Raw genomic sequence first — 26,172 nt, 5'->3', positions numbered from 1 at the left:
CTTTAGGTCAATAACCGAAGTCCGGATCACTGCTGGGGTTAAAAGGGAAGCCGGTGCAAGTCCGGCACGGTCCCGCCACTGTAACACGGGTGGAATCCAACGAGCCATTGTGCGCCGAAAGCGTGCGAGAAGGCGGATTCCGATTCATCTGATCCATCATCGTATAGCGTGCGAGCAATCCGCGCATCAACGGGGGTGCCGATCGGCCCGTGAGTCAGGAGACCTGCCTCGCAGACCCGTTGCCGGTCCGGTTCTTCGCGGAAAGAACGCTCCATGCACGTACGCCGATGTTTGGCCCGCCCGCTTTTTGAAGCAGGGTATGGGCTTTTGTTGGCGTGCGTCCGAATGAAGCTCTTTTTGCAGGCTGCGGCCCGGAAAGGGCTTTTTTGTTTCGATTGGCGGGGACAGACGCTGAGTCAGACGGAAAACGAAGGCTGTACCCGAAGTCGAATCAAAAGGGGGAAACGTGAAGATGAAGACGAGTGTAGAAGAAAACGGAAACGAAGTTGCAGGGCCGGAAAAAGCAGATCCCGTACAGGCCGGAAATTTGCATGCCGGCAAACATAGGGCATCGGCGTCACCATTCGGCCGAACGCTGTTGACGGGCACGGCAGCTTTGCTGCTGACATTGAGTCTTGCGGCATGCGGACAAAGCCAATCGGTCGTGGCTCCGGAGCCGACCGAAGTCGAAACGCAAACTGCCGAACAGGCTCCGGCAGAGGCGGTTGACACGACGGAATCCGTCGAAGCTGCCAGCCAAACCGTTTATCCGTTGACGTTAACCGATGCGACCGGAACCGAGGTGACGTTTGACGCCGCTCCTGCCAAGATCGTCTCGCTGGCGCCGTCGGAGACGGAAGCTTTGTTCGCATTGGGATTGGATGAGCAGATCGTGGGCGTATCGGATAACGACGACTACCCGGAAGCCGCCAAGTCCAAGCCGAAGATGGGCGGGTTTGAACTGAATACGGAAGCGATCGTTGCGGCGCAGCCGGATATCGTATTCGTCGCCGACGTCACGGACGATGCGACAGTCGAGTCTCTGCGAGGTTTGGGGCTGAACGTGTTCAAATTCAATCCGGATACGCTGGAAGACGTGATCGGCGACGTGACGACATACGGCGAGATTACGGATCGGCAAACGGAAGCGAAAGACGTAACGGACAAAATGCGTGCCGATATCGAAAAGGTTCGTACCGCAGCGGCTTCGATCGACGAAGCGGACCGCAAAACGGCATACCTGGAATTTTCGCCGGGCTGGACCGTCGGCAAAGGGGAGTTCATGGATGAGCTGATCGCTACTTCCGGGGCGGTCAACGCAGCGAATGCAACGACAGGATGGAGCGAAGTGGACGCGGAAGCGATCATTCAGGCCAATCCGGACGTGATCTTGTACAGCCAATTGTCCGTTGATCCGCAGACGATCAAGGATCGCAGCGGTTGGGCAGCGATCGAGGCCGTGAAAAAGAACCAGTTGTTCGCGATCGACGATAATTTGGTCAGCCGTCCGGGTCCGCGGTTGTCGGAAGGGTTGGTCGAGGTGTTTGGCGCGATCTACCCTGACACGTTGCAATGACTCGCAGACTGGGCGGTTACGGAGGAGCGGGAGTGTTGCTGCTCCTCGTCAGTCTGGTGCTCACGCTTCGGATCGGATCGGTAGAGCTGCCTGCCGGGCGGATTTTTGCCATTCTGATGCATGAACTGCCCGGAGTCGGGAAATGGTTTCCTCAGATCTGGGATGCGGGAGAAGCGCAGATCGTGTTAAAAGTCAGGCTGCCGCGTATCGTGCTGGCAGCGTTGGTCGGCGCGGCGTTGGCGGTAGCCGGAGCTGCTTTTCAGGGCGTGCTGCGGAATCCGCTTGCCGATCCTTTTACGTTGGGCGTCTCTTCGGGATCTTCGCTGGGTGCGGCATTGATTATCTTTTTTGGTCTGCGAACAGCTTGGATCGGGCAGTGGACATTGCCTTTGACCGCATTCGTCACTGGAGCGTTGACGCTGACCGTCGTGTTGGCGCTAGCCAGGGACCGGGGGAAGCTGCCGATTTACGGATTGCTTTTGGCCGGCGTAGTCATGCAATCTTTTCTCGGCGCAATCGTGACCTTTCTGTCGGCCCTGTCGGATCGCCCGGTTAACGAAATTTTGTTTTGGACGATGGGCAGCTTGAACCTTAGAGGTTGGGGTTATTCATTGGTGTTGTTGCCCTATGTGCTGATCGGCGGAGTATTCTTGTGGGCAAACGCGGGGGCTATGAATCTTTTCGCTTTGGGAGAGCGTCGCGCCGGGCAATTGGGCTTGAACACGGAACGAACCAAAATGACGGTATTGCTGGTGGCTACGCTCGTCACGGCTGCGGCGGTATCCGTATCGGGCGTCATCGGTTTCGTCGGGTTGATCGTTCCGCATATGCTTCGATTGATTGCCGGACCCGATTATAGACTGCTTGTTCCCTTGTCTGCACTGGGCGGAGCCTTGTTCCTGATGTGGGCGGATACGCTGGCTCGCTCCCTATTTGGGGGGACGGAAATCCCGCTTGGCGTAATTACGGCTTTTGCCGGAGCGCCGTTCTTTGCGTTATTGCTGCAACGAAGCAAGCGCGGGAAGGGAGGAAGCGGATCATGGACTGGATGAAAAAAATAGGGAAGCGTCGTCAGCGGCAGAACGCGCCTTCAACTGAAGCTTCGCCTGTCATTGCGCTGCATGGAGCAGCTTGCGCCTACGACGGACATCAAGCTATTGAACCGTTGAGCTGGATTGTTCAGCCCGGGGAGTTTTGGGGGGTGCTGGGGCCTAACGGAAGCGGGAAATCCAGTTTGCTGGGGCTGATTTCGGGGGCAGAGCGTGCTTCGGCAGGCAGCGTCATGGTACATGGACGACTTTTGCCGGAATATACTCGACGGGAGTTGGCCCGCGAATTGGCCGTGCTGCCTCAAGAGGGACTTCCGCCGCTTGGTATCACGGTTCGGGATGCGCTAGAAATGGGACGTTTTCCTTACCGGAACCGTTTTGGACGCGAACCGGATTCGGCGGCTGCGAAGGAGCTGTTGATGCGTATTGCGGAACGGCTTGCATTGACCGGGTTATTGTCGCGTCGTCTGGACGAATTGAGCGGAGGGCAGCGTCAACGGGTAGCGATCGGTCAGGTTATGGCGCAGCAGCCCAAAATATTGCTGTTGGATGAGCCGACCGCATATCTGGATATTCATTATCAACTGGATATTATGGAGTTGGTACAGGAATGGCGGGCAGAAGAAGGACTGACTGTCGTCGCCGTGCTGCATGACCTGAATTTGGCCTCGCAGTATGCGCAGCGATTGTTATTGCTTCGCGAGGGCAGGCATGCAGCGGAAGGCACGCCCGAAGAAGTGCTGACGCCTGAAGTTGTCGGCGCCTTGTACGAGGTGATGCCGCCGATCCGAGTCGTGCATGAGGAGATCGGGGCACCGCAGATGTTGTTTCGTGCCCGTTCCGATCCTCGCCGCTACCCCAAGTAAGCGCCTGCGTCTAGTCTATGCCATGTCCCTATTATTCGGAATAACAAAAAGCCGGGGCTCCCTTTCCCCGGCTTTTTGTTATGCGATATCCAATACGATAGGTACATTCATGAAGGATATTATGATCGAACGGTCAGATTTTAAAGCGTCTGACCGTTTCTTGCAACTCGTCTGCCTGATGCGTAAGTTCGCCTACGGTACGCGCATAGTTTTCCATTTCTTCGACTTGGCGCGTGCTGCCTTCGGATACTTCCAGTACGCGGATCTGCACGCGTTCGGTAATCCGGGCTGTTTCTTCCACGGAGGCCGTGACCTGCTGACTGCCGGCGGAGACCTGTTCGGTCGAAGCCGATACTTCCTGCACGGATTGGTTGAATTGCTGCATCAGACTCATCAATTCATCGAATGCGCCTCCGGCACTGCGTACCGCTTCTGCGCCGGACATGATCTCGTGATGTACCGCACCGATCGCCTCGACCGAACGTTCGGAATTTTCGCGCAATGCGGATAATGAGTGTTCGATCTGCCCCGTTGCTTCACGTGACTGATCCGATAGCTTGCGCACTTCATCGGCGACTACGGCGAAGCCTCGCCCATGCTCGCCGGCACGCGCTGCTTCGATCGAAGCATTCAGCGACAACATTTGAATTTGCTTGGAGATGCTGGTGATGGCTTGAAGCACTTCCGTGATTTCGTCGGAGCGCGTACCCATCGTTTCGATGTACGAACGGGCTTCAATCGTAATCTCTTGAACGCGGTTCATTTGACCTACGGCTTGCTGGGCCAGCATGTTGCCGGATACCGCCTGCTCGGAAGCGCGGGCGATCTGTTCATTGACTTCGGCAGCGGACTCGGCGATATGTTGAATACCGCCGCTGATCTCTTCCATTGCTTTGGCGTTTTCAGCAGCGCTGGCGGCTACAGATTCGCTGTTTTGCGCAATTTCGACTGCCGACGAAGAAGTTTGGCCCCCGATTTCGTACAGCAACCCGATTCCGCGCGACAATTCGAGCGAATCGCTTTTAACCCGATCCGTCGCTTCAAGCACTTGGCCGATCATGCCGCGAAGATTGCTGGTCATCTGTTGGAAAGCCGAAGCCAGTTGGGCGATTTCGTCGCGGCCTTTCACTTCGATATTTTCCTGAAGATCGCCTTCGGCCACGAGGCGCGCATGCTTGACCAGTCGGCCGAGCGGCTTCGTCATCTGACGGCTAACCGCTGCTGCAACGAGTGCGCCGATGATGATAACCACGATCGTGATTGCGACGCTGGTCCACAGAATGGCTTGAGTCACTTCAGTCACGAACGTGGCATCCATCGTGCCCGCTACAAGCATGGTGCTCCCGGATATAGCCAGGTAACCTTCAAGCTGAGCCTTGCCGTTATTTTGATTCAGCGGCGTGACTACAGCTTCTTTCGTGCTTTTGAGCGCTTGCTGCATCTGCGGATTGACAGGCAGTTTGTCCCCGGTTTTGATCGCGGCTCCCTTGCTCGCGAGTACGACCGTAGCTTCGTTGTCTTGAACATTCAAGATGTAGACGTTGTCGAGACGATATTCCGCCGCCGAATCATTCAGATACGTTTGCATTTTCATCGACGCGGCCGCATTGGCTTTGGCAGCCATGCCGGCTTGGGTCGGATCGACCCCGCTTTGAATCTCGGAAACGCTGAGATCCATCGTTTTGCTGAATTCCGGTATGATTCGGCTGTGCAGGGTATTATTGAATATGACGAAAAAACTCCCGCACAGCAGCAGGCTCGCGACAAGGATAATGGCTCCAGACAAAACAATGATTTTGCGGCTGATGGAACGGTTTAACATAATAGGCTCTCCCTTCGTTATGAAAAGCAAAATGCAATCCTGAACGTGGCGCTTGGCTTACGTTCGAACGGAACCGGGTATTACTGTTATGTAAGAGAGAAACCGGGACCAAAGTTCGTGACAACGTGAAGCGAAATAGGGCCGAAGAATGAAAAAAGCAGGTGGAACGTTCGGAAGTTATGCTTGGCTAATCCATATCATACATGAATATAGCCAAATTTGACCAGATTCATGTAAGCTCTTTTATTAATTTACGAATATTTTCGTTGATTTTCCGACATTTACCGAAACCGATTATAAATTCAAAAAATAAGTCTATCAAAATGATCGGAATAATGGTATTATGATTCACGAATTTAAAAAAGCCTTACATATCATGGGGCAGGCAGATTAACCAAAGTATTAGTACCTTGTCAACGCTAAAAGTAAATTTATATTCGACTGAAACGCACCTAAAGCGCGTGCATTTCAGTCGAATATAAACTCTGATTAAGAATTGACAACGTATTAGGTTGACCACTGTTCGAAAAACAAAGAGAAAAGAGGGAGTAAATTTTGGAAACCTTTTTCGTCATTTTAAACATCGCCGTTTTGGCCGGCTTGGCCTTTTTGCTCTATGTGATGCAAAAGCGCCATGTCTCGTTCAGCAAACGCGTGTTTACGGCACTTGGCCTGGGCATTTTGCTGGGCATCGCGCTGCAATGGATTTATGCCGCCGACTCGGAAGTCGTTTCCAAGTCCATGGATTGGTACAGTCTGCTCGGAAGCGGATACGTCCGTCTGCTTCAAATGATCGTAATCCCGCTCGTCATGGTCTCGATCATTACGGCAATCATGAATATCAAAGGCGGAAAAAAGCTCGGCAAGATCAGCGTATCCGTCCTGCTTACCCTCGTGTTGACGACGGCGATCGCCGCGGCAGTCGGTATCGCTTCGGCAACGGCATTCGGCTTGAATGCGAATGATCTGTTGAACGGCGAAGCGGAACAAGCTCGCGGCGAAGCTTTGGAATCCCGTCTGGGCGACGTCGAAGGTCTGACGCTGCCGCAACAAATCCTGTCCTTTATCCCGACGAACCCGTTCGAAGACATGACGGGCGCCCGTCCTTCGTCGACGCTGGCGGTGGTCATTTTCTCGGCCTTTATCGGACTGGCGGTGCTGAGTCTCGATCGCAAAAACGCGCAGCAAGCCGAGACGTTCCGCGGTATCGTCAATGCCGTACATGGCATCGTCATGCGGATCGTGACGATGATTCTGCGAATTACGCCGTACGGCATCCTGGCGTTGATTGCCAAAATGATGGCAACGACCGAGCCGGCCGGAATCATTCGTCTCGGCGAATTCGTCATCGCGTCCTATGTGGCTCTGATCGTCATGTTCATCATTCATTTGGTGATCCTGTTGGCCTTCGGCCTGAATCCGGTAACCTATCTGAAAAAAGTCGTGTCTCCGCTCGTGTTCGCTTTCACGTCGCGTTCGAGCGCAGCCACGATTCCTTTGAACATCGAAACGCAGCGTAAAAAACTCGGCGTATCCGAAGGCGTAGCCAACCTGTCGGCAAGCTTCGGCGCCACGATCGGCCAAAACGGCTGCGCAGGCATCTATCCGGCCATGCTGGCTGTCATGATCGCTCCGGTAGCAGGCGTGCCTATCGATCTGCCGTTCATTCTCACTTTGATCGGCGTTGTCGCGATCAGCTCCTTCGGCGTAGCCGGAGTCGGCGGCGGCGCGACGTTCGCGGCCTTGATCGTTCTGTCTACGATGAACCTGCCTGTAGCCCTCGCCGGCCTTCTGATCGCCGTCGAGCCTCTGATCGACATGGGCCGTACAGCCCTGAACGTCAACGACTCCATGGTCGCAGGCGTCGTAACCGGCAAAGTCACGGGCGAACTCGACAAAGACGTCTACGACTCCGACGACACCCCGGAACTCGAAACCGCGCAAGCTTAATCTGAATGAAGCGAAAAGCCGTGTGCACAGTATGAGTTGCATACGATGAGGTTAAATAAAAGCAGGATCTGTATGGAAGGATACAGATCCTGCTTTTTTGCAGTTGTTGGCATACAACCTTGCCCTTATATAATCCTTTTTGTTTTACCCCAGCCGATTGGGCGGAGGGAGAAATTCAGTGAAAGGCGCCTTTGAACTCGGAAAATTCCTTATTTAAATCCAATTCAACTTTTCCGAGTGAGACAGCGCCTTGAACGAATTTCTCCCGTAGCCCAATCTTTCGGCGGTTAAAAAAAATCCAATCTTTCCAAACCTTCTTCCTCATGGTAGACTAAAACGTCCATTACGCGGTTCGTAACCATCCCGCGATACCAAAACTAGGGGGATTCACCTTGTTCAATTTCACGTGGGGCGTCTTTTTCGTCCTGGTCAATTTTGCGTTTTTCCTGCTCTGTTTCAAGTTTTTCGGCAAAAAAGGGCTGTATGCCTGGGTCGGCGTCGCAACGGTCGTCGCCAATCTTCAGGTCGCCAAAACGATCGACATGCTCGGCATCACCATGACGCTCGGCAATACGATGTACGTCAGCATCTATATGGCAACCGATCTGCTCAACGAACGGTACGGCGTCAAAGCCGCGCGCAAAGCCGTTTGGTTCGGCTTTTTTATGCTGATCATGACTACAGTCATCATGCAAATGGTTCTGGCTTTCCGTCCGTCGGAAGTCGATTTTGCCCAAGAACCGCTGCAAGCTTTGTTCGGTCTGCTGCCTAGATTGGCGCTCGGAAGCCTGACGGCTTATCTGGTCAGCCAACTGCTCGACGTCTATCTGTATGCCGGCATCCGCCGCCGTTTCGCTTCGGCCAATCAACTGTGGATTCGCAACAACGGGAGCGGGGTCGTCAGTTCCTTTATCGATACGTTGATCTTCTGCGCGATCGCGTTCACCGGACCGGAATATGGAGGCTTCTCCGTCTGGATCCAACTGTTTATCTCGACGTATCTGTTCAAATTTATTCTCACCGCAGCCGGCACGCCGGTGCTCTATTGGGCGCGTGGATTCAAAGTACCTGCTGTCGAAGCGGATTCGGGTCTACCGACCATTGCATCCAAATAAAGACTCGCGATTTGTCTCGTGTTCATGCAGGTTGACGAATTCGATTTGCCGACAGCGGTAGGGCTTCCCTGTCGATTGTGGTAAAATGGAGACATGCGCGTATCGCCGCGGCGATGCGTCAGTATTCCATCTAATCGATCGAAGGAGGCAATTGGTCAATGAGTGCATTCATCCACATGGTGACGTTCACCCTGCACGCGGGCAAGGATAACGAGGAATCGGAAGCTTTTTTGCGGGAAAGCAAAGAGCTGTTGGCCGTTATTCCCGGTGTGCAAGATTTCAAGGTGCTTCGCCAAGTCAGCGCCAAAAACGATCATGATTACGGATTCTCGATGAACTTCACGGATCGAGCGGCTTTTGAAGCGTACAACGTTCACCCGGTACACGCGAAATACGTCGCCGAAATTTGGGAGTCCAAAGTAAGCAGCTTCCAAGAAACCGATCTGGTCGAGTACGAGTAATAACGAGAAGAATCAGATATGAGAATACGCAAAAAGCCAGTTCCCGAGCGATCGGAGACTGGCTTTTTTGCGCTTTTGAAAAAAGAATTATCCGCCGATCACCGTGAGTTCCTTCGGGAACGTGGTCAGCACGTCGACGCCGTCCGCGGTTACGATAATATCGTCCTCGATCCGCACGCCGCATTCGCCCGCGACATATACGCCCGGCTCTACCGTGAAGCACAGGCCTTCGGTAATCAGCTCTTCGTTGGCTCCGTGTACCGACGGATATTCATGCACGTCCATGCCGAGTCCATGACCCAGACGGTGCATGAAGTACGGGCCGTAACCCGCTTCCGTAATCACTTCACGCGCCGCCGCATCGACCGAAGCCAGCGTGACGCCCGGACGGATCTGCGCGATGGCCGCCAGATTCGCCGCCAACACCGTTTCGTAAATCTTGGCCGACTCGTCGCTTGGGCGTTCGCCTACCGCGAAAGTGCGCGTAATATCCGAAGCATAACCGTCCAAATACACGCCCATATCGAACATCAGCATATCGCCGGATTGAATTTTGCGATTACCCGGATTGCCGTGCGGCAAAGCCGTTTTGTCGCCCGTGAGCACCATCGTATCAAAAGAAGGACCTTCCGCGCCCAGCTTTTTCATTTGGTACTCCAGCTCGGCCACGATCTCGATCTCCGTCGCGCCTACGCGCACATGCTTCAAACCTTCGGTCAGAACTGCTTCGATCAGGCGTGCGGCGCGGCGCAGCTTCTCGATCTCTTCCGGCGTTTTGGCGGCACGAAGCGCAGTCAGCACGCCGCCGACGTCCGCGTAGCTTGATGCGCCGAGTACCGCATTCAAACGTTCGAAACGCGATACGGACAAATGGTCTTTTTCGATTCCCACGATGCCTTTTCCGCCGCCGAGCCAACCTTGAAGCAGCGAATATGCATCATCGGTATCGCTGTGCGTGCGGATTGTGGATACCGATGATGCGGCTTTGGCCGCTTCCAGATCCAAGGCAGGCACGACGAGGAACGGCTCATCGTTTTTCGGAACGGCGAGTCCGAGGAAACGTTCATGCGGATTCGAGAAAAAACCGGTCAGGTAGCCTACATGCTTCGGCTCCGTGATCAGCAGGCAGTCGAGCTTGTGTTCGTCCATATGATTTCTGATTTTGTTCCAACGTTGATCGTTCATGAAGGGTTCACTCCTGTTCGTTTTTGCATCGTATTTAGCTTCCGCTTCGCAACCTTTACGCTGTCTATTATAGTCTATTATTCAGCCATCGGCCAAAAAAAGAAGAACGGCTTCCAGTATTAGGGTTGACAGCGATCAAAAGAAAAGGCTATGATAAGTTTACTATTTGGCAAAGGAGGATGGCAGCAATGATGGTTGTTAATCGTTTGAAGGCTCATTTGAAAACTGAACAGACGTCTTTCGTTCTGCCTGTCCTCGACGGGTACGGTTTGGCTTGAATGGTTCTGGCGGCGCAGTCCATCTTTGCGGAATTCTCACTTTCGCGACGGATGGCGTATGCGCGGCTTTGATTTCCATCCATCTATGCCGGCATAACCGCGGACGGAAAGTTCGCGGTTTTTTGTTATGCTTTTTTTCAAAAATACTCGATTTGCCCTATAGGAAGGAATGGATTTTTACTTTATGTCGAATGTAAACCCAATGAACCCAACATCAACGAACTCCTCTTTTTATCGCCAAGTGCAGCTTGCTTCCGGTCATGTTCATGTGTATACCGACGAAGAAATGTTTGCGCAGCTGGACCCGAGAATTTTCGATATGGCCGAACGCAATCTGCAAATTCCCGATATCCGTTACATGGGCTATACGCCGGACGTGCATGTCGGAGTCGGCACTTGCATCGGTACAACGGCGGTCTGGAACAAAGACGGCGGAATCGTGTCCCCGTCGATCGTAGGCAGCGATATCGGTTGCGGCATGCGCGTGCATTTGACGAATCTGCATCGCAGCGATGTCCAGGATTTGCGTTTGCGTCACAAGCTGGTGAACCGGATCGAAAAATATTTGCCGATGGAAGCTCATAAACGCAGTCCGTTCTCCGATTTGAAGATGGAAAATATCGTGCAAAAAGGTCTTAAAGGACTACCCAACAAATACTTGCCCGACGGCGTGTCCGCCAAACGTTCCCCTTCGTTGACCCATGTGGAGCGTGCGCGCTTCGACTTCGATCCCGAAGAGTTGAACGCGGTAGCCGATAATTATTGGGTAAAAGGATTACGTCAGCTGGGTACGCTCGGCGGCGGCAATCATTTTGCGGAAATTCAGTATTTGGAGATCGCCGAAGAAAACCGGGAGCTCGCGGAGAAATGGGGCATGTACGACGGTCAGGTGGCGGTGATGATCCATTCGGGTTCCCGTGCTTGGGGAGCGATGGTGAGTCAGCATTATACGTCGATGGCTGCCCGGGCGATGACGCGTTTGGGTCTCGGCACAGCCGATCCTAAACTTATTTTTGCGCCGCTTGATTCTCCAGAAGGCGAGCGATACGTCAATATGATGGCTTCGGCGTTGAACGTGGCGGTGGTGAACCGGCATCTGATCGCTTTCGCGATTCGCGAAGCTTTTCTCGACGTATTCGGCTCCAAATTCGAAATGAAGATTTTATACGACCTGATGCACAATTACGCTTGGGATGAACATCACGGCGGGCAAGATTGGTTCGTGCATCGAAAAGGAGCAACTCGCGCGCTTCCGGCAGGCCACCTCGACAACCCCGACGTTTATAGGGAAACCGGTCACCCGGCGCTCATTCCCGGCTCCATGGGCACGTCTTCCTATATTATGGTCGGAGAGCCGAGCGGCGCAGACAATTATCATTCGATCTGCCATGGAGCAGGACGCGCCCGTTCGCGGACCGCGACCAAGAAATTGGTGACGGTAGACGAGTTTGCAGCTGCGCTCAAGGTCGGAACGGAAGAAGAAGTCATCGTCAACCATAATTCGCTGGGCGTTATTTTAGATGAATCGCCTCAAGCTTATAAAGACGTAGATCGCATTATCAACAGCGTGACGGGGGCGGGACTTGCTTCCGTCGTAGCCAAATGCAAGCCGCTTGCGGCAGTGAAAGGGGCGAAATCCTAATGGAACGAAACGTGCAACCGGATCAAGGCCTGCGCATCGCGGGAATCGATATGCCGGCTAATGAAGAACGAACCATCGTGGCGTATGAGCCGGGCAATGTGAACATGGCGGAATACGAATCTTATGCCCGCGTAACGCGGGGAATCGAAGCGATGCTGGAAGAGAGATACGGCGTGACCTATACGCTGTATGCGAGCGATGACGGAAATAACGATTATTGGGATCTGCTTGAGGAAGACGTGAAAAAAGGCTCGCCCGACGTCGAATGCGCAGGTCGCATCTACGAAGGGATCGAAGGCCGTACGTTTGCCTACGACGAAGACAGCCTCACGCCGGAATATACGATCCATCCGGCGATTCGTAACAACGTATTCGTGTATGCCGGTCAGGGCGTGGCTTTGGCTCGGATTCCGATGTTCCGCCAACACGGCATCTATAGCGAAGACTTTGTGTTTGCGACAGGGGACGAAGCGATCAGCGAGTTCCTGCGCAGCGTCCGCATTCGCCAGCGCAATCGGGAACAGGATCGGATCACGGTGTTCACCGACACGAATAACGGCATGCAGCGGGAAAGCGAGCCGATCACGCGCGCCGTATCGCGTGACGACGTCATTCTTCCCGAGCCGCTGAAAAAAGAAATCTACCGCTCGCTGGATCAGTTCTTTGCCTCCGACCGCAGCTTTTACCGCAAACATAATCTTCCGTTCAAACGAGGCATTCTGCTCTACGGCCGCCCGGGTAACGGGAAAACGACGCTGGTGAAGTCGATCGCGGGCAGCGTGCCGGGTCCTGCCGCTTACTGGCAGATCACGGAATACACGTCCAGCGGCTCGGTGCAGGAAGTCTTCGAGACCGCCGCGCGTCTGGCGCCGATGGTACTGGTAATCGAGGATATCGATTCCATGCCGCAGGGCGTGCGTTCCTTCTTCCTGAATACGCTGGACGGCGCGACGTCGAAAGAAGGCATCTTCTTGATCGGCACGACCAATTATCCGGAAAAGATCGACCCGGGCCTGATGAACCGCGCCGGACGCTTCGATCGTTCCTATGAAATCACGCTGCCCGACAAAGACATGCGTCGGATCTTCCTGGAACGCCGCGGACTGACGGACTTTGTATCCGCGGAAGCATTCGAAGGCGCGATTGCGCTGACCCAGGGCTTCAGCATGGCCCAGCTCGGCGAACTGTATGTCTCGGCGGCTCTGGAATGGAACGAGCAGGGCGAAGTCGATATCGCCGCCATCGTCCGTTCCATGGGCGGCGAGATGAACAAAGAGAAAAAGGGCAGCTGGATGGACGTCAAAAGCGGCGGGATCGGCTTCCAATTATAATAGAAGAAAAAAAGCGTTCCGAGCATTTCGGGGCGCTTTTTTTGTTGGACTCAATACGACAACCTTGGTGCGGGGGAAAAGGCTGGGAGGTGCGGCTGCGGGGGATGTTCGTTTCGGTCGCGTGTTGCCTTTGGGAAGCTGGAATTGGATTTGAAGGAAGCTTCCCAAAGGCAAAGGCGAACACAGCATATGCTTCCGAAGTGCATTTCTTCGAAATGCTTCAGCTCCTTCACTGAACATCCCCCTCTGCCGCACCGCCTTTTCCTGGTTGTCGGATTTCATCGACAACAAAAGCCCCTCAAAAAGGAACGTTTTGAGGGGTAGGGGCAGGGAGAACAAAAGAGAAAAGAGAAAGACAAAACATAACGTACAAAAGATACGATGCAAATAATAGACGAAAGTACACTCGGAATAAGGAATACAGGAAAAATAACAAAAGAAAAAGCCGAATCCAATTAAGATTCGGCTCTCTTTACCTAAAAATAAGATTTGCTGCGAAGCAGCGGCGGAGGGAGGGATTCAGTGAAAGACGCCTTTGAACCCGGAAAGTTTCCTTATTTAAATCCAATTCCACTTTCCGGGTGAGACAGCGTCTTGAACGAATCCCTCCCGTAGCCACCGCCCCCCAGCGAACAAACGGTCAGATGATCCGACGACGCAACCACCCGGAAATAAGGTCAATAATAATGACCAACACCACAATACCGAGCAGAATAATCCCGACCCGACTCCAGTTGCGGGTTTGCAGGGCGAAGATCAGCGGGGTACCGATACCGCCTGCGCCGACGAGGCCGAGGACGGTTGCGGAACGGATGTTGATCTCGAAGCGGTACAGGGCGTACGAGATGAATTGCGGGATAACCTGCGGAAGTACCGCGAATCGCAGCACTTGCAGCTTGCTTGCGCCGCTGGCGATCAGCGCTTCGCGAGGACCGTTATCCACGGCTTCGATCGTTTCCGAATACAGTTTAGCCAACATGCCGATCGAGTGGACGCCGAGTGCCAATACGCCGGCGAATGCGCCAGGGCCTACGGCAACGATGAACAGGATCGCCATGATGATTTCAGGGAATACGCGAATCACGGTCAGAACAAACTTGCCGCTGCCCGATACGATGCCCAGACGGCTCATATTATTGGAAGCCCAGAATGCGAACGGGATACACAGGAATGCCGAGATGAAGGTACCCAGAATCGAGATGACCAGCGTCTCCAGCAGGCCGCGCAGCAGATCTTCGCCTTCCGGCATGTAGACGTAATCCCAGTCCGGGTGAGTGAAGCCTTCCCAGATCGACTTCATAACCTGAACGCCGTATTCTTGAATGCCGTCGAATTGCAGCGAAGACAGCGACCAAATGAACAATACGATAATACCTGCGCCGACGATCCAGTTACGAATCAAAGCAGTGCGGGATTTGGAAGGAACGGATTGGTTCATAGCAATTTCCTCCGTAAGTAAGTACTCGCATAGTCGATCAGAAGCACGATGACCAGCGTCAACAGGATGATCGTCGAAGCGCGGTCGTAGCGCAGCGAGTTGAGCTGTTGATCGAGGTGAAGACCGATACCGCCCGCGCCAACGAAACCGAGCACGGCAGCTGCCCGAACGTTAACCTCGAAGGTGTACAGCACGTACGAGAAGAAGTAAGGCAGGGCTTGCGGAATAACGCCGAATACGATCAATTGAATTTTGTTGGCGCCGGACGCCGTCATGGCTTCAAGCGGGCCCGGATCGATCGCTTCGATCGCTTCGTACGTCAGCTTGGCTACGAGACCGAAGGAGAAGAACACAAGGGCCAACATACCCGCGAACGCGCCGATACCGAACACGGCAACGAAAATTGCGGCGAACAGCAGGTCGGGTACGGTACGAACCAGGTTAAGCACCATGCGAGCCGGAATCGAAACGATTTTCTTGGGCATGATGTTGACTGCGCAAAGAAGAGCTACCGGAACGGCAAGAACCGCACCGATGATCGTGCCCGCGATCGCGATCTGCACGGTTTCAACCATCGGCTTCCAGATATGCGAAGCATAGCTCCAATCCGGACGAAGCATTTCGCCGAGGATGCGGCCCATATTTTCACGGGCGCCTTCACTGAAGAGAGCCAGGAAATCAGCATCTACTCCGACGAAGCAGACGAACAGCACAACGATGAATAATAGCCAAGTCGCCAGCATTTTGTAGCGCTGAGGTCCTTTGGAATCCAGAGTAGGCGCCGGCTTTTTGGACGGCGGAGGAGTCGGTGCCCCGCTCGCCGCCGCTTCCGGCGTAGGAGCGGGTGTCATACCGTAACTCCTCCTTTCGGAGCGTCGGCTGCCAGCAGCTCGTCTTCGTTGATCGGGCGTCCGTAGATTTCGGAGAATTTGGCATCCGTCGCTTCGGACACGGGACCGTCGAATACGACTTCGCCTGCGCGCAGACCGATAATGCGCGTGGCATATTCGCGAGCCAGGTCAATAAAGTGCAGGTTGACGATGGTCGTAATTTTCAATTCGCGGTTGATGCGCTGCAAGTCATCCATAACTTGGCGGGTCGTCAACGGGTCAAGGGAAGCGACAGGTTCGTCGGCCAAAATGACTTTAGGCTTTTGCGCCAGCGCGCGCGCGATCGAGACGCGCTGCTGTTGGCCGCCGGAGAGTTGGTCGGCGCGCGTATAGGCTTTCTCGCGGATGTTGACGCGGTTGAGTGCGTCCAACGCGATGTCATGGTCTTCTTTAGGGAAATAACCGAACATGGTCGTGAACGTGGAGTGATAACCGACGCGGCCGGACAATACATTGCGAATAACGGTTGCGCGCTTAACCAGGTTGAAGCTTTGGAAGATCATGCCGATATCGCGTCGAATGCGGCGGAGCTGCTTGCCGCTAGCCTTGGTTACCGATTTTCCGTCGATCAGGATTTCGCCCGAACTGATGTCATGCAGGCGGTTGACGGAACGCAGCAGTGTCGATTTACCCGCGCCGGATAGACCCACGATGACGACAAACTCGCCTTCGTTAATCGTCAGGTTGATGTTATTGAGACCGATGGTACCGTTCGGATATTGCTTGACTACATTTTTAAATTCAATCATCGTTGCCCGCTTTCTCCGGCTTGCCTTCTCTGTGTGTCAGAGAGGAACCGGTCAGATTCGTCCCGTCTCCAAACGCCGCACAGCGCCGCTTGCGGCTGTAAAAACCGCAAGCGGCGCTGCATGGAAAAATGGAAGAGGGCGCACAAGAAATGGTTTTGTCAAAACTATACCATAAAGCCCCTTAACTGGTGAAGATGACTATTCGATCTTTTGACCGACAGCTTCAGCCGACTCGCGCACGATTGCGAAGTTGGCATCGTCGCCTTTTTCATAACCAACGTGCGTGTACACGTCGTTAATGATTTTTTGACCTTCCGGATCGTTACCCAGAGCGATGAATGCGTCGGAGATCTTTGTTTTCCACTCGTCCGTCATATCGCTGCGTACGCTGATCGTGTCGTTCGGGATCGGATCAGTCGAGAACAGGATTTCGGTTTGGTCGAATACGTCCGGAATGTCGCCTTTAACGGTGTTGCGAGCGTCTTGGAAGACCGCAACTGCGTCAACTTGTCCGTTCAGCAGAGCCAGTACCGCTTGGTCGTGGCCTTTCAGCGTTACGCCTTGAACGTCCGTACCCGGGTCCATGCCTGCTTTGACCATGGCAGCGGCCGGGAATACGTAACCTGCGGAAGACGTAACGTCCTGCCATCCCATTTTCTTGCCTTTCAGGTCTTCCAGGCTCTTGATGCCGGAATCCTTTTTCACGAGGATCAGGGATTTGTAGAAGTCGACTTTTTCTTCGGTTGGTTGGCCTGTTGCTTCTTCAACGCCGTAACGTTGGGCTTGCAGAAGCAGGTCAGCCGATTTTCTTACGTCGTGAGCCAGAACGTACGCGTTCGGAGGCAGGAAGCCTACGTCGACTTGCTTCGCGGACATCGCTTCGATGATCGTGTTATAGTTAGGAGATACGCTGACTTTTACCGGAATGCCGAGCTCGTCGCCGAGAAGTTTCTCAAGCGGTTTCGCTTTGGCTTCGAGTGTTTCCGCGTTCTGCGAAGGGACGAATTGTACCGTCAATTCCTTAGGCGCGTAGCCTTCGGCCGCCGGAGCGGTACCCGCATCCGTGGACGTGCCGCCCGATGCGTTGTTGCTGCTGCTTCCGCAAGCTGCCAGGCTCGCCGTTACGGCAAGAGACATGCAGATCGTAAGTACTTTCTTAAACAAAATCATTTCCCCCTTGAGTAGGTATGTTGTTTTTGCAATCTCCGCGGCTCGAAGCCGACAAAAAGAAGTGTACCAGCATTTTCCTGAGACTGAGTAAAGTGGGAGGACGATTTTTGTTAAACCTACGTAAAATTCAAAGCCCCACTCTTGCGAAAAACATGGTTAAATGTCATTCTAATCAAGTCGGAAACGACGGGCACGCTCCTGATGAACGTTTCGAGAAGCGAACATTTGAGCGCCACATGTTAGTTAATGTTTTTGTTTTTTCACTAACTACCACTGGTGAATTAATCTTCATAAAAGATAGTACCACAAAAAACGAAAATTGCACGAGTTTTATCTGAAAAAGTCACGGAAAAAAATGTTAAAAACGTTCGATAAAGAAACTGCGTTATCTTAGCTTACATACTGGAGGAGAGTAAACTGAATATTAAAGCAAATCTGCGAGTATTGGAAACAACGGATCTTCACGTCCATATGATGAATTATGATTATTACGGAGATCGTCCGGTATTGGAGTACGGTTTCGCCCAGACGGCAACCTTAATTCGCCAGGCGAAAGCGGAAAAAAAGAACGTTCTGTTGTTCGATAACGGCGATCTGCTGCAAGGCAATCCCATGGGCGACTATATGGCTTCGGGGGGGCTTGACGCGAGCGGAGGTATTCATGCGGCGTACCAAGCGATGAATGCCCTCGGTTATGACGCCGGGACTTTGGGCAATCATGAGTTCAACTACGGATTGGAGTATTTGGATAAGGTGCTTGAAGGGGCTTCTTTTCCTTACACGAATGCCAATCTGTATCTCGACGGTGAACATGTGCCGAAAGGATCGCATTATCTTCCGCCGTATCTGCTGCTGGAACGTATGATCGAGGACGAAAACGGTAACTCGCACCCTATCAAAGTCGGCGTGATCGGATTGGTCACCCCGCAGATCATGAGCTGGGATAAAGCCAATCTGGAAGGCAGACTTCGAGCCGAAGACATGGTCGAAACAACCAAAGCCTTTGTGCCGAAATTGAAAGCCGAAGGAGCCGACTTGATTGTTCTCTTGGCCCATTGCGGTTACGAAGAGGTAGCCGAAGCGCCGATGACGGAAAATGCCGTGCTGCATCTCAGTCGAATTCCGGGCGTCGACGTCATTTTGTTCGGCCATGCGCATAAAGTATTTCCGAGTGCGGCTTTTGAAGGGAAAACGGGTATCGATCTCAAGCGAGGTTCGATCAACGGAATTCCGGCTGTTGAAGCGGGATATGCGGGCGACCATCTGGGAGTCGTCGATTTGGAGTTGATTTTGAGCGAAGAGGGATGGCGCGTAGCTGATTTTCATGCGGAAGCACGTCCGGTATTTGATGCTTCCAAAGCCGTATCGCTTGTGCGAACAGATGCCGAGACCGCAGAAGCCGTGCGCGAAGGACACGAAGGCACGCTGACGTATATCCGAACCGCGGTAGGCGAGACAACCGAACCGATCGATAGTTTCTTTGCCTTGATTCAAGACAGTGCTTCGGTGCAGATCGTGAATGACGCACAGCGTTGGTATTTGAAAAAAGAACTTCAAGGCACGCCTTACGCGGATCTTCCGATGCTGGCTGCGGGCGCGCCGTTCAAAACCGGCGGACGTTACGGTCCCTCGTACTATACGAACATTCCTGCTGGCCCGCTGGCAGTGAAACATATCGCGGATTTGTATAATTATCCGAATACGTTATGCGCGGTGTTATTGACGGGAGCCGAATTGAAAGAATGGCTGGAATGGGCGGCAGGCTTATTTTTGACTGTTAATCCTGAAGGAGGTAACGGTCAAAGCCTGATCGATCCGGACTTCCCTTCATTCAACTTCGATATCATCGACGGCGTGACGTATACGATCAATGTGACGCAGCCGGCTAAATATTCATCTTCTTGCGAACTGCTGAATCCGCAATCGGAGCGAATCGGCGATCTGCGTTATGAAGGTCGCTTGGTTAAAGCCGAAGAGAAGTTCGTGATCGCTACCAACAACTATCGTGCGTTTTCAACGCCGATTGCCAATCCGGACGGTCAACGGGTCGTGCTGGATTCGCCGGATGAGAATAGACAGATTCTTACCGACTACATCCGCAATTCGGGTATGTTGACGCCGAAGGCGGACGGCAACTGGCAGGTGGTCGGAATTCCGGCAGGGATGAAGGTAGAGCTGCTGTCTTCGCCGGACGCGCGAGAAGCGGGCGTTCCGGCAGGCGTGAGCTTCAGCGGAATGGCAGAAGGCGGTTTTGCGCGGTTTGAGATTGAATTTACGGCTCAAGAAGCGGAATAAAGTCAAAATAGCCCCGCTTCAAAAACGTTGAATCGTGCTGAGCGGCTAACTTTCAAATGTATTCAATCCAATCATTTTCTTGTCTATTATAAAAAGGCTGCCTAGCATCGAAAAAACGATGTAGGCAGCCTTTTTCGCGTGTAGCCCGCTTATCAGTCAGCAACATGATACAAGTCAGACGTCAGGTTGATTCGATCCTTCAAGCCGCTCGTGGCATGAATACTGCTGTCGTCCATGATGAAAAAGGCTTCGACGCCGGGTTGTTTTTCGATATACGCCATTCCGTCTTCCAGCCCCATTACGAAAGCAGCGGTGGAGAGCGCATCGGCGTCCGTTGCGTTGTCGCTGACGATCGTAATGCTCATCAGGCCGTTTTGTGTCGGATAGCCGGTACGGGGATCCAGAATATGATGGTACCGGACGCCGTCCTCTATGAAGAATCGTTCATAGACGCCTGAGGAGTCGATCGTCTCGTTGTTAATCTTCACGGTTCCCAGCTGGCTGCCGCGGCTTTTGACCGGATCTTGCAGGCCGACGTTCCAATCCGCGCCGCCCGGCTTGCCGCCGACCGCATTGATGCTGCTGCCGCCGAGGTTGATCAAAGCGCTGTTCAGATCGTGATCGTGCATATACTTAGATACTTGGTCGGCCGCATATCCTTTGCCGATCGAACCCAGGTCGAGCACCATGCCCGGTTCTTCAAGTTTGATCGTCAAGTTGGCTTCGTCGAGGGCGACCTTGCGATAGTCGGTCAGCTTGCGAGCCGTTTCCAGTTCATCTTTATCGGGTACTTTCGCGCCTTCGTGTCCGATATCCCACAGGTTAATCAGCGGCCCGATCGAAGGATCGAGCAATCCGTCCGTTTCATTGGCATAGGCTAACGCAAGTTTCACCACGTCGAAAGTTCCTTGCGAGACCTTGACCGCTTCTTTGCCGGAGGCCGCGTTAACCTTGTACAGATCGCTGTCCTTATTCGTCCGGCTCAGTTCCAGGTCGATTTTGCTTAACAGATCACGGATTTCGTCTATGTTTTGCTCCGTTGCCTTCTCGTCATAGATCTTGATCGTTGCCACCGTATCATATACATAGAAAGTTGCCGAGATTGGATCGGAATTTGGCTGTGCCGCCGTCGCTGCTCCGTCTTTGGCTGGTCCGCATCCGCTAAGTACAGCCGCGAGGGTCAGAATTGCCGCTGCTGCTTTCATCGTCTTGCCTGCATGCTTCCGCATCGTGAAGTCACCGTCCTGTTAGAATAGAGCTTTCATCAATGTACCTTTTCCGGAAAAAAGTACGTGAAAGTCCTCACATTCATCATACCCCAAGAAGCGATGCGACATCCTGCGAAAATTAGTCAAATTTTTGATTATTTTTGTTGCGAGTATTTTTGGTCGGCGGGGAAGACGAGACCGAACTGTTTGCGCGCTTCTTCCATGACTTCGGCTGCGGCCAACGAGCACGCGTGCGAATTGACCGAAGACTCGCTTGCGCCCGCGCGAATGACGTCGACAAACTCCTGAATTTCGTAGGTCATCACGGGTTTGCCGGCCGGTTCGCTGAGATCTTCCACGCTGCCGTCCCGATAACGGATCTGCACGCTGCGCGGTTCGCTGATCTTGTCGATCAGGATGCTGCCCAGCTCGCCCTGGATTTCGGACGGCACATGCGAATCGGTAATTTTGGAAAAGGTCACGACGCCCTCCATGTCCGGGTAGCGCGCGAGCAGGCTGCCTTCGCCGTCAACGCCGGACTCCAACATATAAGCGCTTGCTTTGACCTCTTCCGGTTTGCCGAACAGAAGCACCATCGGATAGATGCAGTACAAGCCCAGATCCATCAGCGCGCCGTTGGAGAATTCCGGACGGAACGCGTTCAGCACCATGCCTTCCTTATACGCGTCGTAACGGGACGAATACTGGCCGTAATTGGCAAAATAACGCCGAACCGTGCCGATCTTATGCAGGTTTTCCCGCAGTAGCGCAAAAGAAGGCAGCAGCGTCGTCTTAACCGCTTCCATGAGCACGGCGCCGCTTGCTTGAGCCGCGGCAAACATGTCGCGTACTTCCTGAGCGTTGGAGGCCATGGGCTTTTCGCACAGCACGTGTTTGCCTTGCTTCAGGAACAAGATCGCCTGCTCGGCGTGGAGCGAGTTAGGGCTGGCGATATAAACGGCATCGATCCGGTCCGAAGCGGCCATTTCATCCAGGTCCGTAAAAGTAAGCCCGATCCCGTAACGGTTCGCAAACTCCTGCGCGCGATCTTCCGTGCGCGAGTACACCGCAGTCAGTTCCAGTCCTTCTGCCTGCTGCGCCGCATCGATAAAGCGTTCCGTAATAAAATTCGTGCCGATCATTCCGAATCGAATCATGAATAAATCCACTCCCAGTCCACGTATTGAAAAATCCGATAATATTCCAGTCCATCATAACATGAACGGTCAAGTTAGCATTCATTTTTTGGCTACTTATTTGCAATTTGAATTCTTTGGTTTAGGCGTGCATCCATATATTCGGGTATTCGGGAAACGCGTACGCGCTTAACCGAACCCCTTTAAGGCAGTTATCGTATTGAGTTCGTTGAAATGTAGTATAGAGAGGAACCCAGATGCGATTATCGCGTAGCTTTGCCCAGCCATAGATCCGCAGGTTCCGAAAATAGAATCCATTGTTCATAAGGAAGAACGATGGACGTACAGTCGATTCCCGATCCGACTAACCGTTGGCTCATCCATTGCAAGTCGTCGGCATGCAAAGGCGTATTGTAAGACGAAAAAGTCAGCGAAACGCATTCGGGATTGAGATTGTCATGCAATTCTTCTCCGCTTATTGAAGCGGGAGAGATACGTTTCAGCGTAAGCCGATTTCGCCCCCAACGCTTCCGCGATATCGGGGCTTGTAACCATTAGGGTCACCTTTTCCCGGAATTGCATTTGTGGGACTGTCTTCGATCGGTTACGCCCTGCACCTTACGCTAAATCGGAAAGTGCTGCTTGAAGATCGTGCCGATCCTTTTTGGCTAACCTTGATTCCGATGGCAATCGGAGGCTCCATATTGTTGGCAGCCGGCCTAATGTTTGAAGAGAGGCCTATTTTAAGTGCAGGGCTTGTAGGGATCGTACTATGCTTGGGCATCGTAAACGGAGCTGCGGCTTTTCTGCTTTGGACCTGGAGTCAACGCTTTCTGGCCGCAGCCGACAATAGCTTGATCAATAACCTTATGTTAGTCGAGATTGCGCTGCTTGAAGTTCTTTTATTCGGGCAGATATTCGATGCTTATCAATGGGTTGCGATCGCGGTCGTATTGGGAGCGATTACCGTGGTTCAGCTGCGACGTCGATGATCGGAGCGGGGTAATAAGAAGAGAATAAAATCGAGAAAGTCATTCAGGCCGAAAAGGAGAGAACGATCATGCAGGAACAATCCCCTTGGGATCTATCGATCCGAGAATTTACCGAACGCGCCGGAAGCGCGAAAGCCACGCCGGGCGGAGGCAGCACATCGGCGCTTGCGGCCGCCCTGGGTTCCGCGATGACATCGATGGCCGCGCAGTTGTCGCATCGTCAGCGCACGTCCGAGCAGCGCGAAAGCATCGACGACGCGGAGCGGGAAATGAAAGAAATCGCGGCTGAGTGCGAGCGATTGATGAAGGCGGACATACGCGGTTTCGCCGAATACATCGAGGTCAGCGAACAAGCGGAGTCGAAACAAGACGAATCGCTGGTCCATGCCGTCAAAAAGACGATCGAAGTTCCGCTGGAGCTGATGGAGGTCGGCGTGCGCGGTCTTCGAAGCGCCCGAGGAATCGCCGAAGCCACCCGCGAACATGTGCTGTCGGATCTGGGAATCGGAGTGGTCATGTTCGAAGCTGCGGTTCGTTCGGCCTACTTGACCGTCCGGATCAATCTGCCCGCGTGCAGCGATAAGCGTGCGCGCGAAGATTACGGCGATCGGGCGGATCGGTTGATGCTTCAAGCCGAGCGATTGAAAGAGCTGGCTTTGAACGAGGTTATGCAGGCGATGGAAAAGGAGGCGCAGCAGCAATCGGAGTCTTGAAGAAGATCGGGTCTCTTGTACCTGGGACGATGGCGCCGCCGCTTCAGGAATGGCATAATGGAAAGATCGGACCGGAGGTTGGAGTGATCGGGCCTGCCGGTCTTCGGGTTGCGGAAGGAGCGAGCGTCATGGAAGGCAGACAACCGGATCAAGCGATTCCGGAAGAAATGATCATCAGCAGTCAGACCGCCGAACAATGGAAGCGGCGCAGAGCAGAACTAGGGCGCTGGGCGGAACGCGAAAAGATTCGCCGTTTCCCGAAAAAGGTCGGTCTGCTGGATGGTGTTGAGGTAGATATCGAGTTATTGGAAGCTTTAGCGCTATTAAACGAAGCCGGCATCGTCACCGAATTTTCCTGCGCAGGCGTAAGCCCGCTCGACGAGCCGGAAGAACATTCCTTATATGCGTACGTAATTTTGTTGGAAAATGAATCCGCAAGGAAGTTTATTGAATATGCAACGCAACGGATGGGGCGTCGGCTGCTTGTTGCCTACGAGCCTGCCCATCATCGTTATGATCTATCTTCGTTTATGCTGGGACAGAATCGTTCGTTTTGCTTTTTGTTGGAAACATGCGCACGGGACTTCAAGCCGAAACGAAGCAGCCGTTAGTACGGAAAAGGAGTTGGAATCGGTAATATGCTGAGTCTGGAAAAAAGAAGTCGTCAACTTGTCGGGAAGGTCGCGGCGCAGGCCGCTTCGCGCGAGCGTCTGCCGAGCGGACTATGGTTCCACGACGATATCCGCAACAATTTTTATTATGCCTCGTATCTGCACGCCGCTTCGCTCGACCCGGATATTCGGGTTCGTTTTGATCGCGAGCAAGCAAAAGCTACGGCGGAGGAAGTGCTGAGCCTCGTTTTGGAGCTGCAAGACCGAGGGGAAGGAAGCGAGATGCACGGTCATTGGCCGTTGGGACTCGGTGAAGATCCGAAGCAGGCATCGCCGCACCCGCTTCCGGTCGAGCTGATGGGCAGTTTGATGCTTTACTTTGCCGAACGGAGCGGGGAGACCTTGCCGGAAGATCTTCGAACAGCTTTCGAAGTGGCTCTTAAAGCCGTGTACGATAGTCGTTTTTATGACAAACCGCTGCGGGAATACGGACATCACGAAGCGAAATACACGGCGGCCAAGCTGTTGTTCGGGTCGTTTTACGGAGATGACGAGCTGCTGGAGGACGGACGGCGTTCGCTTAAAGCTTTGCTTGCGCGCGTTCGCGAACGGGGCATGCACGAATACGGTTCGCAGCCCTGGTTCTGGCACTGGGTACAGGCCTTTACATGCGCTCGGCTGCTGCTGGACGATGCGGACATTACGGCCGATCTGAACAGCATGCTTGATTATTTATGGAGCGAGCGCTCGCTGCACTATATCGGAGGCGCTTGGGCCGGACCGCATGCGCGAGGTTTGTCCGCGGACGCGCCCAAAGACGGCAATGTCGCGTTCGATTATTTGCAATACGGAGATTTTCGTTTGCCGCCGCAGCTGGTTCGCGCCGAATACGCCGGATTCCTGTTTTATGAAGCACCGGAAGAAGCACGGGTCGCGGCGATGGATCGTCTCGTGCCCGTCGAGGTTAAAAAGAAAGTGCTCAAGCCGCTTGAAGACGGATCGGACCGCGAACTGCATAGTTACACGTATCTGACCGATGCGTATGCGGCAGGCGGGATGTGGGAGCGATCGGAAGAATTCGATAACGAACAGCATCGCTGGGACGTGACGCTTCCGCTGTCCTACGAGTTGGGCAGCAGCGTTAACCAGGCGTATTTCTTCCATCCGGGCGAAGGATACAGCGAAGGCGATCCGCGACACGAAAGTCCGTATGCGCGCATTTTGCCGGATCGCAGCGTGGTCATGGCGTTGTATCCGGTCCCGGAAAGAGAAGATCCGAGTATCGTCGGCGTTCTGCCCAAAGGAGAATGGATAAGAGACGAGCAAGCCTTGTTCGGGTTGGTCGGCGGTGTCTATCTGGCAGTGTTCCTGCGACATGCCTATGAAGCGGAAGAGCAAGAAGACCGGATGAACGTGCGCAGCACGGGCGTATCCAACGCAGTCGTGATCGAAGCGGCAAGCGTGGAAGAAGCGGAGAGCCTTGACGTTGAAGATCTGGAAGGCTTTGCCGAGCTTATGCGTGAGCGTGCCCCGATTTTCGGTGAAGACGGAGGCAACGCGAGTTATCGAAGCCTGCACAGCCGTCGACTGGAGTTGGCTGGAGGCGAAGACGGCACGACGCTGGCGCGGATCGACGGGCAAGCGGTTGGATTCGGGGATTACGTCGTTTAAAAAAGCAAGACCCGATACAGTCTG

At 53.5% G+C, this 26,172-nt stretch carries 22 protein-coding genes and 1 riboswitch; of the genes, 13 read left to right on the top strand and 9 right to left on the bottom strand.

All coding sequences use genetic code 11. The features are described from left to right. A riboswitch (cobalamin riboswitch) is annotated at positions 1-245 on the top strand. A gap of 227 nt (positions 246-472) precedes the next feature. The 3 genes from SACSAC_RS03055 to SACSAC_RS03045 are packed head-to-tail and all read left to right on the top strand — an operon-like array spanning position 473 to position 3,491. Then, entirely contained in the window at positions 473-1,576 is a 1,104-nt protein-coding gene (locus tag SACSAC_RS03055; protein WP_084777889.1) for an ABC transporter substrate-binding protein, read from the top strand. Next, complete coding sequence (locus SACSAC_RS03050) at positions 1,573-2,628, top strand: FecCD family ABC transporter permease (RefSeq protein ID WP_037283369.1); 1,056 nt, start codon at positions 1,573-1,575, stop codon at positions 2,626-2,628. Before SACSAC_RS03055 ends, SACSAC_RS03050 begins: the two co-directional genes overlap by 4 nt. Next, a complete protein-coding gene (locus SACSAC_RS03045) occupies positions 2,616-3,491 on the top strand; it encodes an ABC transporter ATP-binding protein (RefSeq protein ID WP_245608569.1) in 876 nt (291 codons plus the stop codon). The genes SACSAC_RS03050 and SACSAC_RS03045 overlap by 13 nt, the downstream gene beginning before the upstream one ends. Before the next feature lie 133 nt (positions 3,492-3,624). Here the strand turns inward: SACSAC_RS03045 and SACSAC_RS03040 are convergent, their stop codons facing one another. Next, positions 3,625-5,313: a methyl-accepting chemotaxis protein gene (locus SACSAC_RS03040; RefSeq protein ID WP_037283366.1), complete on the bottom strand. Its 1,689-nt coding sequence runs from the start codon at positions 5,311-5,313 to the stop codon at positions 3,625-3,627. Between the two features lie 555 nt (positions 5,314-5,868). Here SACSAC_RS03040 and SACSAC_RS03035 point away from each other — a divergent pair. From SACSAC_RS03035 to SACSAC_RS03025, 3 genes are all read left to right on the top strand, one after another. Further along, positions 5,869-7,263, top strand: a complete 1,395-nt coding sequence (locus tag SACSAC_RS03035; RefSeq protein WP_037283361.1) for an L-cystine transporter — start codon at positions 5,869-5,871, stop codon at positions 7,261-7,263. A gap of 392 nt (positions 7,264-7,655) precedes the next feature. After that, positions 7,656-8,378: a queuosine precursor transporter gene (locus SACSAC_RS03030; RefSeq protein WP_037283355.1), complete on the top strand. Its 723-nt coding sequence runs from the start codon at positions 7,656-7,658 to the stop codon at positions 8,376-8,378. Between the two features lie 158 nt (positions 8,379-8,536). Next, the gene (locus SACSAC_RS03025) at positions 8,537-8,839 is read left to right on the top strand and encodes a Dabb family protein (RefSeq protein ID WP_037283352.1); all 303 of its coding nucleotides are present in this window, start codon (positions 8,537-8,539) and stop codon (positions 8,837-8,839) included. Positions 8,840-8,926: 87 nt separating this feature from the next. On the opposite strand, the gene SACSAC_RS03020 is transcribed toward SACSAC_RS03025, so the two are convergent. Then, positions 8,927-10,024: a M24 family metallopeptidase gene (locus tag SACSAC_RS03020; RefSeq protein ID WP_037283349.1), complete on the bottom strand. Its 1,098-nt coding sequence runs from the start codon at positions 10,022-10,024 to the stop codon at positions 8,927-8,929. Positions 10,025-10,504: 480 nt separating this feature from the next. Here SACSAC_RS03020 and SACSAC_RS03015 point away from each other — a divergent pair, with 480 nt between their 5' ends. After that, a complete protein-coding gene (locus tag SACSAC_RS03015) occupies positions 10,505-11,944 on the top strand; it encodes an RtcB family protein (RefSeq protein WP_037283347.1) in 1,440 nt (479 codons plus the stop codon). A gap of 104 nt (positions 11,945-12,048) precedes the next feature. Next, positions 12,049-13,275 (top strand): ATP-binding protein, encoded by a 1,227-nt coding sequence (locus SACSAC_RS03010; protein WP_245608717.1) that lies wholly within the window; start codon positions 12,049-12,051, stop codon positions 13,273-13,275. A 640-nt stretch (positions 13,276-13,915) separates the two neighbouring features. Here the strand turns inward: SACSAC_RS03010 and phnE (SACSAC_RS03000) are convergent. From phnE (SACSAC_RS03000) to SACSAC_RS02985, 4 genes are all read right to left on the bottom strand, one after another. Next, positions 13,916-14,713 (bottom strand): phosphonate ABC transporter, permease protein PhnE, encoded by a 798-nt coding sequence (gene phnE / locus SACSAC_RS03000; RefSeq protein ID WP_037283342.1) that lies wholly within the window; start codon positions 14,711-14,713, stop codon positions 13,916-13,918. Further along, entirely contained in the window at positions 14,710-15,456 is a 747-nt protein-coding gene (gene phnE, locus SACSAC_RS02995; protein WP_156951110.1) for a phosphonate ABC transporter, permease protein PhnE, read from the bottom strand. Before phnE (SACSAC_RS02995) ends, phnE (SACSAC_RS03000) begins: the two co-directional genes overlap by 4 nt. A 104-nt stretch (positions 15,457-15,560) precedes the next feature. Then, positions 15,561-16,352, bottom strand: a complete 792-nt coding sequence (gene phnC, locus SACSAC_RS02990; RefSeq protein ID WP_037283337.1) for a phosphonate ABC transporter ATP-binding protein — start codon at positions 16,350-16,352, stop codon at positions 15,561-15,563. A gap of 198 nt (positions 16,353-16,550) precedes the next feature. After that, complete coding sequence (locus SACSAC_RS02985) at positions 16,551-17,516, bottom strand: phosphate/phosphite/phosphonate ABC transporter substrate-binding protein (RefSeq protein ID WP_037291877.1); 966 nt, start codon at positions 17,514-17,516, stop codon at positions 16,551-16,553. A gap of 393 nt (positions 17,517-17,909) precedes the next feature. On the opposite strand from SACSAC_RS02985, the gene SACSAC_RS02980 reads away from it, so the two are divergent. Further along, on the top strand, positions 17,910-19,817 hold the full coding sequence (locus tag SACSAC_RS02980) for a bifunctional 2',3'-cyclic-nucleotide 2'-phosphodiesterase/3'-nucleotidase (RefSeq protein WP_037283334.1): 1,908 nt from the start codon (positions 17,910-17,912) through the stop codon (positions 19,815-19,817). A 152-nt stretch (positions 19,818-19,969) separates the two neighbouring features. Here SACSAC_RS02980 and SACSAC_RS02975 read toward each other — a convergent pair whose 3' ends face one another. From SACSAC_RS02975 to SACSAC_RS02965, 3 genes are all read right to left on the bottom strand, one after another. Further along, positions 19,970-21,046, bottom strand: a complete 1,077-nt coding sequence (locus SACSAC_RS02975; RefSeq protein WP_051506819.1) for an FAD:protein FMN transferase — start codon at positions 21,044-21,046, stop codon at positions 19,970-19,972. 134 nt (positions 21,047-21,180) lie between these two features. Continuing rightward, complete coding sequence (locus SACSAC_RS02970; protein ID WP_037283329.1) at positions 21,181-22,182, bottom strand: Gfo/Idh/MocA family protein; 1,002 nt, start codon at positions 22,180-22,182, stop codon at positions 21,181-21,183. A gap of 242 nt (positions 22,183-22,424) precedes the next feature. Further along, the gene (locus SACSAC_RS02965; RefSeq protein ID WP_037283325.1) at positions 22,425-22,625 is read right to left on the bottom strand and encodes a hypothetical protein; all 201 of its coding nucleotides are present in this window, start codon (positions 22,623-22,625) and stop codon (positions 22,425-22,427) included. Positions 22,626-22,736: 111 nt separating this feature from the next. Here SACSAC_RS02965 and SACSAC_RS02960 point away from each other — a divergent pair, with 111 nt between their 5' ends. From SACSAC_RS02960 to SACSAC_RS02945, 4 genes are all read left to right on the top strand, one after another. Continuing rightward, the gene (locus SACSAC_RS02960; protein ID WP_084777887.1) at positions 22,737-23,153 is read left to right on the top strand and encodes a DMT family transporter; all 417 of its coding nucleotides are present in this window, start codon (positions 22,737-22,739) and stop codon (positions 23,151-23,153) included. A gap of 68 nt (positions 23,154-23,221) precedes the next feature. Beyond that, on the top strand, positions 23,222-23,866 hold the full coding sequence (locus SACSAC_RS02955; protein ID WP_037283323.1) for a cyclodeaminase/cyclohydrolase family protein: 645 nt from the start codon (positions 23,222-23,224) through the stop codon (positions 23,864-23,866). Further along, complete coding sequence (locus SACSAC_RS02950) at positions 23,863-24,477, top strand: hypothetical protein (RefSeq protein ID WP_342666438.1); 615 nt, start codon at positions 23,863-23,865, stop codon at positions 24,475-24,477. The genes SACSAC_RS02955 and SACSAC_RS02950 overlap by 4 nt, the downstream gene beginning before the upstream one ends. Positions 24,478-24,504: 27 nt before the next feature. Next, positions 24,505-26,148 carry a hypothetical protein gene (locus SACSAC_RS02945; protein ID WP_037283321.1) on the top strand — a complete coding sequence of 548 codons (1,644 nt, stop codon included), beginning with the start codon at positions 24,505-24,507 and terminating at the stop codon, positions 26,146-26,148. Positions 26,149-26,172 lie beyond the last annotated feature (24 nt).

Origin of the sequence: Saccharibacillus sacchari DSM 19268, assembly GCF_000585395.1 — a bacterium.
GTDB lineage: Bacteria > Bacillota > Bacilli > Paenibacillales > Paenibacillaceae > Saccharibacillus > Saccharibacillus sacchari.
The sequence above is the reverse complement of the archived record's forward strand: the minus strand, read 5'-3'. Positions and strand labels throughout refer to the sequence as shown.

What these genes read in the sequence shown, in the direction of transcription:
- phnE (WP_037283342.1), bottom strand. Translation starts at nt 14,713, where the DNA reads ATGAACCAATCCGTTCCTTCCAAATCCCGCACTGCTTTGATTCGTAAC.
- phnE (WP_156951110.1), bottom strand. Translation starts at nt 15,456, where the DNA reads ATGCTGGCGACTTGGCTATTATTCATCGTTGTGCTGTTCGTCTGCTTC.
- SACSAC_RS03055 (WP_084777889.1), top strand. Translation starts at nt 473, where the DNA reads ATGAAGACGAGTGTAGAAGAAAACGGAAACGAAGTTGCAGGGCCGGAA.
- SACSAC_RS03010 (WP_245608717.1), top strand. Translation starts at nt 12,049, where the DNA reads ATGGCGGAATACGAATCTTATGCCCGCGTAACGCGGGGAATCGAAGCG.
- SACSAC_RS03045 (WP_245608569.1), top strand. Translation starts at nt 2,616, where the DNA reads ATGGACTGGATGAAAAAAATAGGGAAGCGTCGTCAGCGGCAGAACGCG.
- SACSAC_RS03040 (WP_037283366.1), bottom strand. Translation starts at nt 5,313, where the DNA reads ATGTTAAACCGTTCCATCAGCCGCAAAATCATTGTTTTGTCTGGAGCC.
- SACSAC_RS03020 (WP_037283349.1), bottom strand. Translation starts at nt 10,024, where the DNA reads ATGAACGATCAACGTTGGAACAAAATCAGAAATCATATGGACGAACAC.
- SACSAC_RS02975 (WP_051506819.1), bottom strand. Translation starts at nt 21,046, where the DNA reads ATGCGGAAGCATGCAGGCAAGACGATGAAAGCAGCAGCGGCAATTCTG.
- SACSAC_RS02945 (WP_037283321.1), top strand. Translation starts at nt 24,505, where the DNA reads ATGCTGAGTCTGGAAAAAAGAAGTCGTCAACTTGTCGGGAAGGTCGCG.
- SACSAC_RS03025 (WP_037283352.1), top strand. Translation starts at nt 8,537, where the DNA reads ATGAGTGCATTCATCCACATGGTGACGTTCACCCTGCACGCGGGCAAG.
- SACSAC_RS02970 (WP_037283329.1), bottom strand. Translation starts at nt 22,182, where the DNA reads ATGATTCGATTCGGAATGATCGGCACGAATTTTATTACGGAACGCTTT.
- SACSAC_RS03015 (WP_037283347.1), top strand. Translation starts at nt 10,505, where the DNA reads ATGAACCCAACATCAACGAACTCCTCTTTTTATCGCCAAGTGCAGCTT.
- SACSAC_RS03050 (WP_037283369.1), top strand. Translation starts at nt 1,573, where the DNA reads ATGACTCGCAGACTGGGCGGTTACGGAGGAGCGGGAGTGTTGCTGCTC.
- SACSAC_RS02955 (WP_037283323.1), top strand. Translation starts at nt 23,222, where the DNA reads ATGCAGGAACAATCCCCTTGGGATCTATCGATCCGAGAATTTACCGAA.
- phnC (WP_037283337.1), bottom strand. Translation starts at nt 16,352, where the DNA reads ATGATTGAATTTAAAAATGTAGTCAAGCAATATCCGAACGGTACCATC.